This is a genomic window from uncultured Sutterella sp., assembly GCF_937923675.1.
Lineage (GTDB): Bacteria > Pseudomonadota > Gammaproteobacteria > Burkholderiales > Burkholderiaceae_F > Sutterella.
Map to the genome: position 1 here is coordinate 1 of NZ_CALDXB010000026.1, position 17,623 is coordinate 17,623.

2 protein-coding genes are annotated in these 17,623 nt (G+C 61.9%); one reads left to right on the top strand and one right to left on the bottom strand.

From position 1 onward, the window contains the following. Nucleotides 1-296 precede the first annotated feature (296 nt). Complete coding sequence (locus tag Q0106_RS02840) at nucleotides 297-1,796, top strand: flavocytochrome c (protein ID WP_297608555.1); 1,500 nt, start codon at nucleotides 297-299, stop codon at nucleotides 1,794-1,796. 240 nt (nucleotides 1,797-2,036) lie between these two features. Here Q0106_RS02840 and Q0106_RS02845 read toward each other — a convergent pair whose 3' ends face one another. After that, on the bottom strand, nucleotides 2,037-17,570 hold the full coding sequence (locus Q0106_RS02845; RefSeq protein ID WP_297608557.1) for a hypothetical protein: 15,534 nt from the start codon (nucleotides 17,568-17,570) through the stop codon (nucleotides 2,037-2,039). Between the last annotated feature and the right edge of the window lie 53 nt (nucleotides 17,571-17,623).

The window sequence follows — 17,623 nt, forward strand, 5'->3', positions numbered from 1 at the left end:
CTGGGGCATGCGGTGTGGGAGGGGGCACCCTGCAAAGGGGCCCTCTACCCGATTCTGCAGGTTTTAAATCGCCTGCACGAGGCCCGGCTCCGGACATCTCTCTTCCGCAGCACCCGCCGGCTTCAGACGGACTCCCGGGAACAGAACCCGTGGCCCTCCTGTCCTTCGCTTCCGTTTTTCTGATGTCTCTGCCGGCCTTCTTTTCATGCGTCGGTATAGATTGCTTCTCAATGGCCGGACTTTCGGTTTTTCAAAAGCTCCGGCCCAGGCCTGATCAAAAGGAAAGGAGGCAAATCATGACTTCAGCACGCATGAACCGCCGCGCGGCATTAGGACTCGCGGGCGGCACGGCATTGGCGCTCGCATCTTCGGGCGCACTTGCCCGCGGCGTCAAGGCGCCGCAGACATGGGACCGCACGGTCGACGTGCTCGTGGTGGGTTCCGGATTCGCGGGGCTCGCCGCGGCGATTGAAGCCAGAACGGAAGGCGCGGATGTGCTCTGCATCGAAAAGATGTCGATCATCGGCGGGAATTCCATTCTTTCGGGCGGCGGACTCGCCTCTCCGGGCAACGACCTTCAGGTAGCTGCCGGCATCAAGGACAGTCCTGAACTGCTCCTCGCCGACATGCTGAAGTCGGGCGGGGGACTCGCCAATGTCGAGTGCGCGAAGGTTGTCGCCTACGGCGCTCTGGATGCGTACCGCTGGGCGAAGGACTTCCTCGGCGTCAAGTTCGACCGCCTCGGCTACCAGGGCGGACACTCCGTCGCGCGCTCGGCCTGCTACATGAACGGCAACGGCGCAAATATGGTCGGCCCCATGGCGAAGAAAGCGAAGGAGATTGGCGTCGCAGTCGAAACCAGAACGCGTCTCGTCAACCTCGTGACGGATGAAAAGGGAGCGGTCATCGGCGCCGAGCTCGTGAAGAACTACGTCTTCCCCAAAGAGGATTCCGGCACCCGGATGTTCGTTCGCGCCCGCAGAGGCGTCGTGGTGGCGGGCGGCGGCTTTTCGCAGAACGTGAAGCTCAGAATGCTTCACGATCCGAGGCTCGGGCCTCAGCTCGAGTCGACCAATCAGCCGGGCGCTACGGGCGACGCCATGATGGCCGCACAGAGAATCGGCGCGGCGGACGTGCAGATGGACTGGATTCAGCTCGGTCCCTGGACCTCGCCCGACGAAAAGGGCTTCGGCGTCTGCCCGAAGTTCGTTGAGTCGTCGGTGGGCTACGGCCTCATGGTGGATCCGAAGACCGGCAGACGCTTCGTCAACGAAACGGGCAACCGCAAGGTGCGCTCCGACGCCATCATTGCGACGGGACATCCTGCAGTGATTCTGGTTTCTGAAGAGAATGCCGGCCACGTGCCTCCGTCCACCATCAAGGCGGGCATGGAAAACGGCTCCATCCGGCGCTTCGCGAATCTCGACGAGCTCGCAAAGTTTTACGGCATTCAGGCGGAGTCGCTCAAGACCTCGGTCAACCGCTGGAATGACGCGATTAGAGCGAAGAAGGATCCCGACTTCAACGCGAAGATCTTCAGGGACACGAAGGAAAACAAAGGCGTCTTCTATGCCTGCCGCCTCTGGCCGCGCGTTCACTACTGCATGGGCGGCCTCGCCATCAATCCGAAGGCGGAGGTGATCAATACTGATCTCAGCGTGATCCCCGGACTTTATGCTGCCGGCGAAGTCGCGGGCGGCGTCCACGGCATGGTGCGTCTCGGAACGGTATCCATTGCCGACTGCGTGGTCTTCGGCCGCGTGGCCGGACGAAACGCTGCTCAAAGAAAGATCTGACGACTGGAAAGAGACCGGATGCTTCAGCATCCGGCCTCTCACCGTTCATAAGACCAAAACGCCGGGACCTCACGCCTCGGGTCCTGGTCCCAGCTCACCTCGTACGCGCGGCTCCGGCGCGATCGAAAGGGAAGCCCGTCTCCAGGGAGACGGCTCCCTGGAGTTCCGGGTAATGATGCACTCTGCAGCCTCAATCGCAGGCGGTGAGGTTCAGCCGCCTGCGAAAGCGGTGAGGCGCCGTCAGTCGGTTTGCGAAAGGATCCAGCCCTTGTCGTCTCCTTTGATGGTCAAGGCTTTCTCCTTTTCCGGTTCGCGCAGATCCCGAATCAGGCCTTTGCCCCTTGCGGGAAGACCTTCCTCAAGCACCTGTCCTTCTTCCTCTTCTTCGCTCGCTGCAGCCTTGTTGGCGGCAGCGTCCGGACGCAGATGGAGGAAGAAGTACCTGTGATTCGGCGAAAGCGTGTCGATCGCCGGATACACAAACGGGTTGATGCGGTCGTTGTCTGCACGTTCAAGCGCTGAGCGGTCAATGACCACATGCGGAAGCCCGGGCATCAGATCGAATGCCGTCATGTCCTTCAGATGCTCAAGGTCGATCTGGCTGCCGATATTCCCGGCACCCGAGACTGCTGCCTGCTTGTGAACAGCCGAGAGGAGGTAGCGGCTGCCCTCTGTGCGGCCGCTCTCGGTAAAGGCGTAGACCGCATCCTCACCGTAGAGGAGATCGGTAATGCGGATGTCGCCTGAACCGTTGAAGACCGTAATGGTGTAGCCGCCTCTGCCGCCGCCCATCGTCACCGTGCCTTCCTTTTCGGTCGCGAGACGATAGACGTCAATGTAGCCCTTCGAAGCGTTGGTCGACCCCTGAATCATGATGTCCCCGGCATCCGTAAAGATGCCGACATGGTCATGAGCCTTGAGGCTCCCTGTAAACCGGACGCCTGTCAGGCGGTTCTCTCCGACTTCGCCGTCAAAGCCCGCGGTCACGATCTGCAGGGCCTTGCCTGCTTCAAGGCTCGTGCCGAAAACGGCAGAACCGTAGAGGAGCGCGTCGCCTTCGACCGAGACGTCGTTGGTGAATTCAAAGGCGTTCATCTGCCCGTAGGCCTTGAGGTCGCCCGTCACCTTGCCGCCGCGGTCCTTGTTGAGCGTCACCTTCGTGTCGCGGCCGTTCGAGCCGAGATAGACGCTCCCAGCGGAATCAACCGTCATTTCGGTAAAGGCATTCCCGTCCGACCCGATCGACGCATCGGAAATTGCAGGAAGCGCCACATCGCCGCCGCGAGCGGTAGCCGTAAGGGTCCTGCCGCGAACGCCGGCGTCGCCGTCAGCCGCGCTCTGCGTCAGAGACTTCCCGGCATAGAGCGTTACATCGGCCGCGTTTTCGCCGATCGTTTCGTCGCCCACCGTCACGGCACCTGTGAGAGAGAGGTCTCCCTCGAGCGCCTTCAGGAGAACTGCTTCGTTGCCGGTCACGAGGATGTCGCCCTGAAGCGCCACGTCGTCGCGCGCTGTGATCGAAGCGCTCTTTTCGGCCGCGATGTTCGTCTGGTCGTTGACCGTCAGACCGGCCTCTGTGAGGTTGAGCGCAACGTTCTCGCCCGCTTCAATGCTGGACCCTGCCGCGAGGCGGTTTCCGTCGAGGCTCGCTGCCTCAATCGTGACGCTGCCGGTGGTTGCCGTGATCGACTGGGAGGCGTCGCCGAGCGTGACCTTGCCGCCCGCCTTCACCGTCAGATTTTCGGCCGTAAAGGCTTCCGTCCCGGCAAAGACGTTCGTGAGATCGGCTTCGGATCCGGAAGTGACGGAGACGTCGCCAATCGATCCACCGTCGCCGGAGGCGTTGATTTGGGCGTTCGCGAGGTTCACGGCACCGTTTTGGGCATTAAAGTTCACGTCGCCCGATGCGCCCTTGACTTTGACGCTGATGCCCTCGGCCTCAACGTTGCGGCCGGCAGAGATATTGAAGCTTTCGTCAACCGTCACGTCAAGATCGTTGACGAGCATGCTGCCGCCGGCAGAGAGATCGAGTTTTTCGAGCTCAAGCCCCTGAGCACCGCTCATATCCATGTCGCCCGATTTGGCATCGATGGACATGCCGCCGTCCTTGATCGCAAAGTCAACGCCCTTCAGATCGACGGAATTCTCAGCCGCAATCGTGAGGTCGCCCTTATTGATCGTGAAGGCCGCGTCGCCGAGGTTGGCGTCGCCTGCGCTTTCGAGCAGGATGCTGCCGGTCTCTTCCGTGGTCGTGACGGAGAACCTAGCCTCTTCCGCAGCGATGCCGCCCTGACCGGCCGCAAGCGAAATGTGCTTCGTCGCCTCAACATCGGCCTTCGCGGCTGTGATGCCGGCACCCTTGAGCACGGCTTCCTCTGCCGTAAGCTTTGTCTGAGCAAAGCCCAGATTGCCGCCGGCCTCGATAGCGGCGTTCTTCGTCACCGCGAGCTGAGCCTCATTGAGAGCGATGTGGCCGGTACTCGTGATCTTTGCGTCATGAGCCTGCAGGTTCAATCCCGTAAAGTCGATGCCGTCTGCACCAGCTTTTACCGTTGCACCGGCGCTTGCCTGGACTACAGCCTTCGGGGCCGTAATACCGGCACCCTTGAGCACGGCTTCCTCTGCCGTGAGCTCTGTTTGAGCAAAGCCAAGATTGCCGCCGGCCTCGATACTGGCGTTCTTCGTTACTGAGAGCTGAGCCGCATCTAGAGCGATATGGCCGGTACTTGTGATGTTTGCGTCATGAGCATGAAGCTCCAATCCCGTAAAGTCGATGCCTTCTGCACCAGCCTTGACCGCTGCCTTAGCGCCGGCCGTGATTGCGCCGCCCTTGAGCGCGACCGATCTGGCCGCCGTCATGGCAACGTTCTTTGCCGCAGTAATGCTGGATTTCTCGTCGAGCAGGATGGCGTCAGACTTCGAAGTCATCGTGATGCCGCTATCGTCAGACTTGCCGTTGCTCGTCACGTCGCCCCAGATCGTGATCGTCTGGTCGGCCGTGATGTCGACCGAGCCGTCGGCCGTGACAAAGCCCTTGTCGGCGCTATCTTTAGTGCCGATCGTTACGTTGCCCGTCTGAGCTTCAAGGCGAACGTCCTTCCTGCTGACGACGCTGCCTGTCACCGCAACGTCCTTCCCGGCACTCAAATCGGCCTTGCCGTCCTGACCATTGCTGATGATGTCGCCGTCGACATGAATGCTTTCATTCTTCGCGGCAACCGTCACCGCATCGGCAGAGCTTTCCACCTTGCCTGCTACCGTCACGCCGTCGCCTGCCGTGAGGAGAGTCTTGCCGGCGCTCGTCACATTGCCTTCAACAGAGATGTCGGAATCGGCAGCCAATTCGGCAAAACCAGCGCTCTTAACGCTGCCCTTGACGATGATGTCGTCGGTCGCCTTAAGTTTGGCGTGGCCTCCCGCATCCGTACCCTCAACGCCGCCGTTGATATAAATGCGGCCCTTTTGCGCATCAAGCGCAACGCTCGTGCCGGAGACGTGGCCTAGGGCGCGAGCTCCCTCGGTGATGCTGCCTAGCGTGATGTCTCCGCCCTTTGCCAGTATGGCTACGGTGCTCTGTTCACTCCTCACGCTGCCGTCAATGGCGGCGCCCAGTCCGGCCGTCAATGCGACTTTGCCCTTGCCCGCGATGTCGCCTACCACAGAGATGGCTTCTGCCGCATCCAGCGTTACCTGGCCGTTTCCGGCCGTGCTTTCGACGCTTCCGTGGACGCTGATGTCGCCGCCAGCGGCATCAAGATCAACGCTCGTGCCGGTGACGCTGCCCTCGGCCTTTTCACCAATTGTGATCCTGCCGGTTTGAGCAGTGATCCTCACGGCATCGCCCGTACTTTCAACGCTGCCGTCAACGGATGCATTGCCGCCTGCCGTCAGCGCGACCAGTCCCTGGCCCGTGATGCTGCCCGCCACAGAGAGGGCTTGTGCCGCATCAAGCGTTACCTGACCGTTTCCGGCCGTGCTTTCGACGCTTCCGTGGATGCTGATGTCGCCGCCAGCGGCATCAAGATCAATGCTCGTGCCGCGGATGCTGCCCTTGGCATTTTCGCCAATGGTGATGCCGTCCTGAGCAGCGATCCTGACGAGATCGTTCGTACTTTCGACGCTCCCGTCTACGGCTGCATTGCTGCCTGCCGTCAGCGCGACTTGTCCCTTAGCCGTGACGTTGCCCGTCACAGAGAGGGCTTGTGCCGCATCAAGCGTTACCTGACCGTTTTCAGCTGTGCTTTCGACATTGCCCTTGACGCTGATGTTGCCGCCGGTGGCATCGAGATCAACGGTCGTGCCGGTGACGCTGCCGTCGATGGATGCACCGAGACCTGCCGTCAGTGCGGCCAGACCCTTGGCCGTGACGCTGCCCGTCACAGAGACGTCATTGGCTGCATCAAGCGTTACCTGACCGTTTTCAGCCGAGCTTTCGATGTTGCCCTTGACGCTGATGCCGCCGCCCGCGGCGTCGATATCAACGCTCGTGCCGTCGACATTGCCGTCAACCGAGACGCTCCCCGCAGCAGAAGCAAGGCGCGCTTCGGATGCGCTCTCAATATTGCCGTTGACGGCAAGATTGTTCTGCGTGCTGACGGTTACGGAGCTGCCCTTGATGCCGCCCGCCTGACCGTTCAGGCCGACCGTCACCGCATCGTCGCCGACGATGTCGACGAGCCCGGAAGCTTTGATGTCATTGATGCCGAGATTGCCCTCACCCATGGCATGGAGCCACAGATTCTGAACGCCGGGCTCGAAGTAGATCGTGGAGCTCGAGCCGACCCGAAGCGCGTTCGACTTCTCAGCGACAGATGCCTTGCCGAAGTCGCCCTTCACGTTGAAGTGAAGCGCCTTGCCGCCGATGTAGCCGAGTTCGGCAAAGTCATCGTAGCTGCCGTCAGCCTTCACGCCGTCGTAGGCGTAGAGGTTCTTCGCAGAAATGGATACGTCGCCGCCGCCAGCGATCGAGTAGATCGTGAAGTCTTCCTCGTCCTGGTTATTTTCATCGACGGACTCGATGAAAATATCCTTCTGGCTCGAAACGGCCGTCCAGTCGCCCGCATGGATGCGGATGGCGCCGGTGTCGGACCCGACGGAGTTGAGGCCGCCGCGGAGCGTTACCGTCCCTGCAGCCGAAACGAAGCCGGCGTTTGCGGTCTCGTTTGCTTTCGTGATGCCGTTTCCGGACGTGACGCGCACGTCGCCCGTCTTCGAAACGATTTCGCCGACTTGGAAGCCGTAGCCGCCTTCCCGGGGCGTTTCGATGAAGACGCTCTTATTGGACTCGATATTGACGCTTCCCGTCGCGCCGATCGTAATCGGCGCCTTGAGCGCAACAGTCACCTGGTCGCCCGAAACCGAGAAGTCGCCGACGTCTGCCTTCGAGAGGTACTGGAGCATTCTGAGGCGTTCTTCGGGCGTTCCGCTGAGGGAACCCGTCACCGGGTCGTCGACGCTCCCAACGGAGCCGCCCGGCGTGCGGATCGTCACGTCGTTCGCCTTGATGTTGGCGCTCCCCGTGATCGAGGTCGCCGTACCGTTCACGATCGTGTCGGCAACGGAGTAGAGGAGGTCGTTGGCGGTCCAGGAATCGAGCTTTTCGTTCATTACGTTGTAAAGCGCGGAACCTTCCTGAGACGCCATGCGGCTTACCGCTTCGTCGGCGGAAGCGCAGCCCTCGTACTTCGCCTTCAGGGCGTCGTAGTCCTTTTGCTGCCAGCCTTCGAGCGAGCGGCCTTCCTTTTGGTGCGCAGCGTAGGTCTCGTAGCGCGTGAATTCGCCCTTCACGGCCGTCTTCTGCTTCTCGACATTTTCGAGATGCATCGCCTCGCTGCGGCTGCTCCCGTCCTCATTAATGAATCCGGAAGCAATCCAGCTCTTCAGGCGGTCGTTGTCGGAGACCGTGTTCTGATCGGTCTTCACCGCGTCGTAAAGCGTGCCGTTCTGGAGCTCGAGCACGACGTCGGCGCCGGTCTCAACGAGACCGAGTCCGAGACTGCCCTGAGTCACGGTGACGCTGATGTTGCCCTTCGCGGCCGCGTCGAACCGGTAGCTCTGATCGGCAAGATCGGTCTTCCCCGAACCCTGGACGAGGTCGTCAACCGTAATGCCGCTGTTGTCGCTCGTGAGCGTGATGTCATTGCCGCGGAGCTTTCCGACATGCATGGCGTCGCGCGTCGCAAAGGAGAGCGTGCCGCCGGCTTCGAGCTCAGACGCTTCGACATTCCGGCCGGCGTTGAGGCTTCTGGCATCAAGGTGGAGGCTGCCGCCCGCCTTTGCCGAGAGGGTGAGCGTTCCCTCGCCACCCGTCAGTCTGAGGGCGCGGCCTTCCGAGCCGATGTCGCCGCCCGCGGCGAGATCGACGCGGGAGGTGCCGGCAATGCCGTACTGACTGCTTAAGGTCGAAATGTTGCCCGCAGCATTGATGTCGACGGTGCCGGAGTCGGTCGTGAGATTGCCGCCGAGAAGGATGTTCCTGCCCTTGAGATTGATGGTATTGGCGTTTGCATCCTTCAGCATGCCGACCTTGATCTGCTGATCCGCCTTCACCGTAAAGGTGCCGATCGACTTGCCGCCTTTCTCCACGATGTCCGTGACGGTCCGGTGCTTGTAGAAGCCCAGGAACCCGGACGATGTGACGCCCGTATCATGGCGCGTATGCTCTGCCGACATGACGTATTTGTTGGTCCAGGCGTAGTAGAAGAAGTCCTGATTGCCGGCGCCGCCGGGACGCACAAAGCTGTCGGTGATGGTGGCCGAGGAGCTGAGCGCTGAGTTGTAGAGGCTCTCTACATACGGTTTCGACTTTTCTTCATGATCCCATTTCGGCGTTCCCCACCATTTGCCTTCGTACTTGGTTGTCGTCGTTTCCCGCTCAAGGGACGAATAGCCCTCCGTCCAGAGATAGATGAGTCCCTTCTTGGGATCGTACGAGTCGGAGCTGGTCGACCGGAGGCTTCCGTTGATCGTATTGCCCTCTTTGTCGATGTTGTAGGTCTGCGCCCCGCCCGAGCGGTACTCCGTCACGACGGCGGCAACGTCGCCATTCGCCTTGAACGTATCGGTAATCTTGATGAGGCCCGAGGCATTCCCCGTGGAGATCTTCCCCGTCTGGAGGTCGTAATCGGCCGCGTCGATATTGACGTAGGCCGTGCCGTCGACGGCATAAATTTTGCCGTTCCCCGTGCTCGCGATCTTGCCGCTGATGAAGACGTTCCCGCCGGTAGGCGTCACGTCGTCGAGAACGAGCCGGTCGTTGACCGTATCGTAGGAGAGGCCGATCTGATACTTGTAGGTGTCGCCGTCTCTCACGGCGCCGCCCTCAATCAAGGTGCAGATCCCTGTGCAGTTCTGTTTCGCCTGGGCAATCTTCGAGTCGAGCTCGTTCTCGGTGAGCGAAATTTCGTACTTGCTGAAGCCCGACTGCACGAGGCCGTTGAGGTTGAGCAGTTCGCCCGAAATGATGATCTGGCCGCCCGCGACGATGGCGGAACCGGAGGCATCGGGCAGAGCGTACGAAGCATTTCCGCCCGTGCCGACGGAGAAGCCTTTCGCGAGGTTGTCGCGAATGGCGGCAATCTGCGACGCCCAGACGGAGTTGTTCTGGACCCGGCCGCCCACTTCCGTGACGCCGGCCGTATAGGACTGCGTAACCGCCCCTTTGGCGCTCAATTCAGACTGGCCGCTCGCCGAAATGCCCGCGAGAGAGAAGAGATCGCCGTCGACCGCTTTGATGGAGAGGTTGCCCGCGAGGTTGGCGATGTCGCCCGAGACGGTAATGTTGGTCTTCGGACTCACCACTTCCGTACCGACCGGCTGGCCCGCCGCATCCTTCACCGTCACGGTAAAGGGCTGTCCGGCATAGTGCGAAACGATATTGATCGCCGGCGTGCCGGCCGAACTTTCTCCGGCCACGCTGCCGCTGAATCCCGCGTTCTGGAAGGTCGATGCGTCGGCTGCCGCCCCGTTGAAGAAGAGGCTGCCGCCCTTTTCCTGAATGTGAATGTTCCCGACCTTGAGGTTGGCGTTCGAGCTGTTCGTAATCGAGATGCCGTCCACGGAATTCGCCTTGATTGAACCGCCGCCCTTAACGGAGCCGGCCGTGATTTCGATCGAGCCGCCCGAGACGGAGATGTCCTTCACGCTGACGACAAGTTCCTTCTGCGACTTCATCGGAATGAAGTTGCCGTCTTTGTCCTGATAGGCAAAGCCCTTCTGCAGCATCAGCGCGCGCAGACCCTCGAGCTCGCTCCGGTAAGCCGTCACGGCATCCTGATCGGCTGCAGCGCCGCTTCCGGAATAGTCGGAAATGATTTTCTGGAGCTGCTCGTAGCGGTTCCAGTAGTCGTTCTGAGCGTCCTGTTCGCCGAACGTGATGTTCTCGTAGATTTCCTTCTGGAACTGCTTTTCGATCTCGGTGAGTTCGCCGTCCTTTTCCCCGACGGAAACGGTGAGGCCTTTTCGCCAGTCGTCGAGCGCTGCGCCTCCGCTCACTTCAACACTCTCGTCGTTGTAGCCGAGGATGCCGTCAATTGTGATGTCGGCCCCCGTGAGAACGCCCGCCTCGAGCTTTCCGGAAACCGTGAGCTCATTGACTTCATGCATGAAGGGATGGCTCTCGCCGTCGGACTTCTGAGCAACCACGACGGAATTGTCTTTTCCGAGCGATCCCCAGTAATGCTCGACGGAATCCGTCTGCTGGAGCCACCAGCCGGAGTCGGCATTGACGGCCGCGGTTGCGACGGAAAGGGCGCTGCCGGCCACATTGACGGTATTCGTGAGCGTCGTATTGAGGTTGAGGCCGGCCTTGGGAAGAGCAATGCCCGCCTTGGCAAAAACTTCCGCCCGGTGAATGCCTAAGAGATACGCATCGTACCCGGCCGCATTTTCACCGGCTCTCAGATACATTTCGCCGCCCGCAAGGATGTTCGACCCGGAGGCGACGTCGACGGCATTCGTGCGCACGTAGTCGACGTTCGTGGTTGAGCCGACTGAGCCCGCAAATGCGCCGGAGAAGTCCGAGACGGCTTCATGGAAGAGGTCGTCCGAAGCGGAAGCCGCGAGAATCAGTTTGCTCGCGCCCTGGCGCGTGCGCAGATTCGCTCCGTCCTTGATGTTGACGCGGTTCGTGATGTCGAGGTCCTGCGAGAGCGAAGCATCCATCGCGACGCCCGCAAGAGCGCCGACGGTGGTCTTCACGCGGATGTCGGTTTTGCCCTGCGAGAAGCTTTCTGCGGACAAAAGGTCGCCGGCGTCGAGCTTTGCCCGGCCGATTTCGATGATGTTCGAGCGGCTGTTTGTGCCCGTGTACTTGATGCCGTTCCCGGTAATGCCGCCGTAAACCTCGGAATTGACCACATGGCTTCTGCCGTCGTACGCGCCCACGGACCAGTCGGACTTGGCCGACATGAGGAGGCTCTCATCGGCCTTCACATCCGCGTTGTCGTGAATCGTGACCCGGCTTTCGCCTTCCTGCCTGTTGATGACCATGGCGCTCGAGAAGGCGCCCAAGCCGCCCTTGGTGTTGTCGGCGGAGAGCTTGAGCGCCGACTGCGAGAATGCCGCGAGATTGATGCTGTCCGCTGAATGCCAGCCGCCGTACACATTGATTCGGGCGTTCGATTTGTCTTCGTGCGAGATCTTCAGGGCATCGCCCGAGGCGCTTTCAGCGACGAGGAGGCCGCCGCCCGCGGATTCGCCGAGCATCTTCACGGTTTCGATGTTGTCGACCTTGGCGTTGATGAGGCCGGCGGTGGAATTGTTCCCCGTCAGATTCATCGTCGCATTGACGCCGTGCGCGACTTCAAGCGCGCTGTTGCCCGACGCAATGGCGCCGGCATAGATGGCGTCCGACTTGCCGCTGTAGAGGGCGTTCCCGCCCGCAAAGAGATTGGCGGCGGTCGATTCTCCAAAGTTCGTGCCGGAGAGGTTGAAGTCGACCTGAGCGTCATTCCTGAAGGAAAGCTTGTTGACGCCGACGCCCGCGAGAAGCGCGCCGCCGTAGCCCGCGAGCTTCCCGGTCATTGAGAGGGCATTGGAGGTATTGCCCGCGCTTCCGGTGAGGCTCACTTCAGACGTGTTGAAGCGGCTGTCCTTAACCGTGTAGGCAACCTTGCCCGACTCGGAAATCGAGCCCTCTACGACGCCCACGGCCGCACCGAGCGCGCCGCCCGCAGCGCCGGCATCCACCGTCATGTCTGCATGACTGTTGGCGTCGACGGCGAAGCGGTCTGCTGCTTCCTTCGCTGCGTTTTCAGTTGTTACGCCCGCGAGCGAAACCGTGACCGCGCCGCTGTCGACGATTTCAGACGAAGCGCCGACGCCCGCGGCCGCACCGCCGTAGCCGGCCATGGTCTTCACGCTGAGCGTCTGTCCCCGGTCGGCGGAAAGCGCCGCTTCACCCGCCACGCGGGTCTGATTCATTTCAACCGTCGCGTGAGAAGCGTCGTTGATCTTTCCGATAATGCCGCCCGCGGCAACGAGACCCGCCGCAATGCCGTTGACGTCAAGGGTGGTGCGGCTCGCATTGATGGCGCCGCCCGTCAGACCCCGGTCGGAACCGGTATTCGTGATTGAGGCATTGTTGAGGAAGCGAACGGCTGCGCCGCCCTGATTGGTGACTTCAGCGTAGGCCGCAACGCCCGAAGCGAGGCCGGCCGAAGCCTGCCAGACGGTGATGTGGTCATTGCTTCCGAGCTTCGCCGCCACTTCCGTGGTTTCTGCCGTGAGATTCCCGCCCGAAACCGTCACGCCCGCGTTGTGGCTGCGGTTGAGCGTAGCGACGCCAGCACCCAGCGAAAGGGCGCCTGCGTTCCCGCTTCCGAGCGTCAGATCGACGCCTGCGTTGTTGGTGGTGTCTTCAAGTGCAGCAACCTCTGCGTGGTTCTTTGCCTTGATGTCGGCATCGACCAGCTGAGTCTGCGTGCCGCTCAGGTCTTTGATCAGCGGCTCAACCGGAGTCTGAGAGCCGGAGCCGGTCGAATCAGTCGAATCCGCTTTGTAGCCCTGGGCACTGCCCTTGAGGCCGCTTGTCGTCAGGCCAGATGCCTCGTTTTCAAACTTGGCGAGCTGCCCGGCCGGGTCGGTGCCGTCCTTCTTCACTTCCTTTCCGAGGAGCTTGTCGTACCCGTCCTGATATTCGCCGATGGCGGTCGCCACAATGTTGGCGCCGAGCGAGGCGAGAATGCCGCCCGATGCGGTCGCAACGGTGCCCTCGATCGTGCGGTTCTGCTTCGAGGCAATCGAAACGTTCTCAGCTGTGACGGAGGCGTTCTCAACCCGCGTGCCGGCGGCGCCGTTCATCTTGTTGACCACAACGGTGGCGCCGACGCCGACCGAGAGGCCGAGCGAGGCATTGGCGGTGACGATTTCAATCTTGTCATTGTTTTCCGCTGCAACATTGACTCTCGCCGTGGTGCTCGTCTTCGGCGCATCCGGATCCGTCGTCGCGGGCGGCGTCACATCCTTCAGTTCGCCCTCATCCTTATCCGGCGCCTTGTCGGGGATCGTGCCCGTGGTTTCTCCGGGCTTCGTGCCGGTGTCGGGGAGCTGCACTTCCTCGCCGAGCTTTGAGCCGTTCGCAATCTTCACGGCCGATTCGCCCTCGATCGTGTTGATGACGACGGCGGCCGAGATGCCGGCGATTAAGGAACCCGCCGCGGTCGCACCGTACTGCTTGATGTTGGCCCGGCGGCTCGCGGTCACGTCCACCGTATCGGTCGATTTGACGATGCTTCCGTCCACCAGGGACGAAACCATCGCCTTGTTGGTATTGAGCGCAACATTGGCGCCGAGGGAGGCAGTCGAGGAGAGTGATGCATTGACGCCCACGTTCGCGATCGAGCCGTAGTAGTCGGCCTTCTGCGCGTAGTCCTTGCCTTCAATGGTGCTGCCAGTCAGCATTGTCGCAACGCTCGAACCCTGCGTGACGTCGGACGCCGTCGCAGCGCCCGCCGCAGTCATGGCGGCGCCGGCATTGATGAGGATCGACGAGAACCCTTCCTTCGCTTCTGCCTCGAGGCGAACTTTGTCTGCCTCTACGGTCGACTTCTCGATCGCGGCCGAAGTCTGATGGGCCGAATCAACGAGGGAGACGCCCAAGGCCGCAGCTGCCGTACTGGCAGCGCCGACGGTCGTGAGGGACGTAAACGCATTGGCGTAGTCGCCCGCAAGGACGGCGGCCTCACCCTGTTGAGAGGTGAGGGTCGAGCCCGAAACGATCGCGGACGTTTTCCCGCCGTGCGTGATGGAATTCGCCGACCCGGCAGCCGCGGCATTTCCGGCCGCGCCCGCATTGATCGCGAGCGTCTTATAGGTCGTGGTGCTCGTGGCGCTGACGCGGATGCCGCCGACGTTGTCCTGAAGGCGCTTTTCGGCAAGCGACGCTCCGGTGGAGACGTCTTCGACCACGTCGTTATTGATGTCGGTGGTCTCGATTCCGCGGGACACCTTCACGACGCCCGAGGTTTCGCCCGTTTCCGTGATTGTGGATCCCGTCACCCGTGCCGAGGTCGTTCCCTGACGCTCGGCAAAGGCCATCGAAACGCCGACGGCGGCGCCGGCCGCTGCGGAGAGCTGTCCGCTGTACGTGCCGATCGCATCATCGGATTCGGCGTGCACGGCAACGGCGCCCGAAGCCGCAACGTCGGATTGGTCGAGGAGCGCTTCAACGTCGCCGCCCGACAGATTGTCGGCGGTCGAGCCGCCGAGCGCAGCGTTGCCGGCACCGGTCGCGCCCACAGCGATCGTATCGATGTCGTTCATTGACGACGCATGGATGTCGAGCGTGTCGAGGAGGGCGTTGAGGCCGGAACCCTTCGCGGAAACATCAACCTGAACCTTGTTCTGCGAGAAGCCCACGCCGAGCGCCCCGGTTCCGGCGCCTCCGATGACAATGCCGAGGTTGGAAATCTGCGCGTCGGAGATCGCCCCGACCGTCACGGCATCGAGCTGCCGAGCGCCGGTCCAGGCGTTTCCGTCTGCGTCCCTGACTTTGAGCCCCGAAAGCGCCGCTTCGACGCTTCGCTCTACCTCGTTGACGGCTGTCGCATTGGAGAGCGCAACGCCTCCGACGGCTGCGCCCAGCGTCATGGTCCGGATGTAGTCGCGGGCCAGAGCCTCAACGGTGAGATCGGTCTTCGGCGCATCAGCCGCGTCGCTACCCGTGAGCGTCAGGTTCTCTGCCTTTGCTTCGGTTGCGCCGCCCCCGTGCGTGACGGCAATGCCGCCCGCAAGCGAGCCGCCCGGCTTGAAGCTAACGCCGACGGAGCCGGCAAGCGTCCAGAGTTCGGAGTCGTCCGCCGCCCGGACCGTCAGGGCGTCAAGGAGCGTGACGGTGGAGTCCGTTACGCCCGCGAGCGCGTTGTTCGAGACATTGTTCCGGGCAAAGGAGCCCGCAAGGGCAACATTGTTCGAGACCGTCGCGTTGGCTGCGGCGTCCCAGGTTTCGGCTGCGTTTTCGGCAGAAACCGTGAGCGCATTCGTCTGACCCGTTCCCCCCGTGATCGAACTGTTGCTGAGCGAAGCGTTCGCCGTATTCGATGTATTGGTCACGACCACGGCAGCGCCAACGCCGGCCCCTGCACTCCCGATGGCAGTCGTGACGCCGCCCGCCACATTGACGGAATGCGCCTTGTTGGCGGCGGCAATGGCGGAGGAGAGTTCTCCGTTCCGGGCATCCAGAGTGAGGTGGTCGGCTGAGGATTCGGCTGTCTGATCAATGGCGCCCACAACCACCGAGCCGCTGAGGCCGAGGGACGTGCCGCCCCCTGCCGCAACGCCCACGCCCGCCGCAACGTTCACGGTCGAAACGCCCGAGAAAGCTTCCTGAGCAAACTCAAAGCCGTCTTCGCCCGCGATCGTGAGTCCGCTCGAATTCGCCTTAAAGCGGTTGGCGAGGTCCGTGACGACAATGCCTGCGGCGCCCGCGCCCTGTGCGCCAGAGCTTCCGCCGACGGCAACGCCCACGCCGAGCGCCACCGACACCTGCGTCATGTCGGCGTCGTCGATGAATTTATTGATGTTCTCGGTGTCTGTCGTCTGGTCACTCGTCTGGAGCGTCAGGCCGTTGAGCAGGCTGCCCGTCATCGGGGTCTTGCCGCTCACATTGAAGAGCCCTTCCATGCCCTTTGCGAGCTCTGCATAGGCGTGCGCCGCTTCGCCCTCATCGGTGCCGGCGTCGCTCGCGACGATCGCCACCTGCGGCGCCTGACCGGCGGATGCCGTCGTCTCAATCGACGAGTTGACGGCTTCTGCCTTTACGATGTTGTCGATCCCGGCGCTCACCACCGCGCCCGAAATGGCGGCTGCCGTCCCCTTGCTCTGGGCAACATTGGCGCCCACGGCGGTATTGACCTGCGTGAGGCTCGCAAGGGCCTTGACGTTCACTTGTCCGGCATTCTTGAGCGCCGAGTCGCGGAGTTCCGCCGAAATTTTGTTTTCAATATCCGCCACGGCGACCGATGCGCCGACTGCGGCCGACGCACTGGTGCTTCCTGCCGCCACGTCCACGTTCGTTCCGCCCGTGATCTGGGTTTCGCCCGACCAGGCGGCAAGATCAAGAACGAGGGGACTTTCGCTCGCCGTGTTGCGGAGATTCGTTGCCTTAGCCGAGACGGTATTGTCGACGAGGTTCACGGAGACGCCCGCGCCAATGCCGGCATTCACGCTGCTGCTTCCGGCCGCCACGGCGATGCCCAACGCCTCGGCAATGGTCGTGCCGTTGACGAGGGAATGAAGGTTGATGACGGAAGCCGACGTCGTGAGATTCCGAATATCGAGGGTGTTGGCGAAGGTGCCGTTGTTCACGGCAACCGCGCCGCCGATCCCGACGTTCGACTGCTTCTGATTCGCCCCGTCTTTGCCGCGCACGGCAGAAACGGCGGCAGCGCCCGCAAAGGCGCCCACCCATTTGTTCGTGACGGATTCAACATTGAGCTGCTCCGTCGCAAAGGTGTAGCTCCCGAGGTCGGTGCCGATCCGAAGGGCATTCACGGTGCCGAAATCGTTCCAGGCGAAGCTTCCGGCGGCGGCAAGATTGAGGCCCGAGCCCGCCTTCCTGGCTTCTTCCTTCCCCTTATCGGTAGCAATGTCGGGGGTTTCGGCATTGCCGGCTTCCGGCGCATTCTGCTCCGTCCGGGTGAGGCCTTCGAGATCGCTCGCGGACTCCTGAGAGTTCTGCGCAAGCGCATCGGCCGTCTGGTTCTGAATCCTTTCCGAAGCCGCCGTCATGGAATCGCCGGCCTTGGAATTGAGGTTCGAGGCTACGTCCTTGGCGTCCTTGTCCTTCGTTCCGGAAGTCGCCGCCTGACCGGCTGCGCCGACGGCATTGATGTTGATGTCGCTTCCGGCATTGACGGAAACGGAGCCCGCCTTGAACGTACCGGCCTGACCCTGATGGGCGCTTCCTTCCGCGTCGTTGTTTTCAATGGCGACCTGGTTTTCCACGCTGCCCAGGTTGACGGCAATGCCGGCGCCCGCGGCCGCATTGCTCCCGCTCTCGCCCGAGGCAACGGTAATGCCGCCCGCAACGGTCTGAATGCTGTCGTTCCGTTCGCCCAGGATGTTGATCTTCCCGTTCTCTCCGGCCGTCACGTCGACTTCGTCGTCTATCGACAATGCATTTCTGCCGGTGACGTCGGCAACGGCGGCAAACCCTGAAACAGACAATCCGCCCTTATTGACGCCGGCAGTTGCGGCTACCGTCACGGCATCAATGGCGTCCTTCGTCCGGATGTCGACATCCCGACTGGCCGTGATCTTCGTGCCTTCATGCACAGGGCTGACGATTACAAATATTTATTGAAGCTCAGCCCTGTATAGTTTTATCA

Coding starts and splice junctions, on each gene's coding strand:
- Q0106_RS02840 (WP_297608555.1), top strand. CDS start 297: ATGACTTCAGCACGCATGAACCGCCGCGCGGCATTAGGACTCGCGGGC.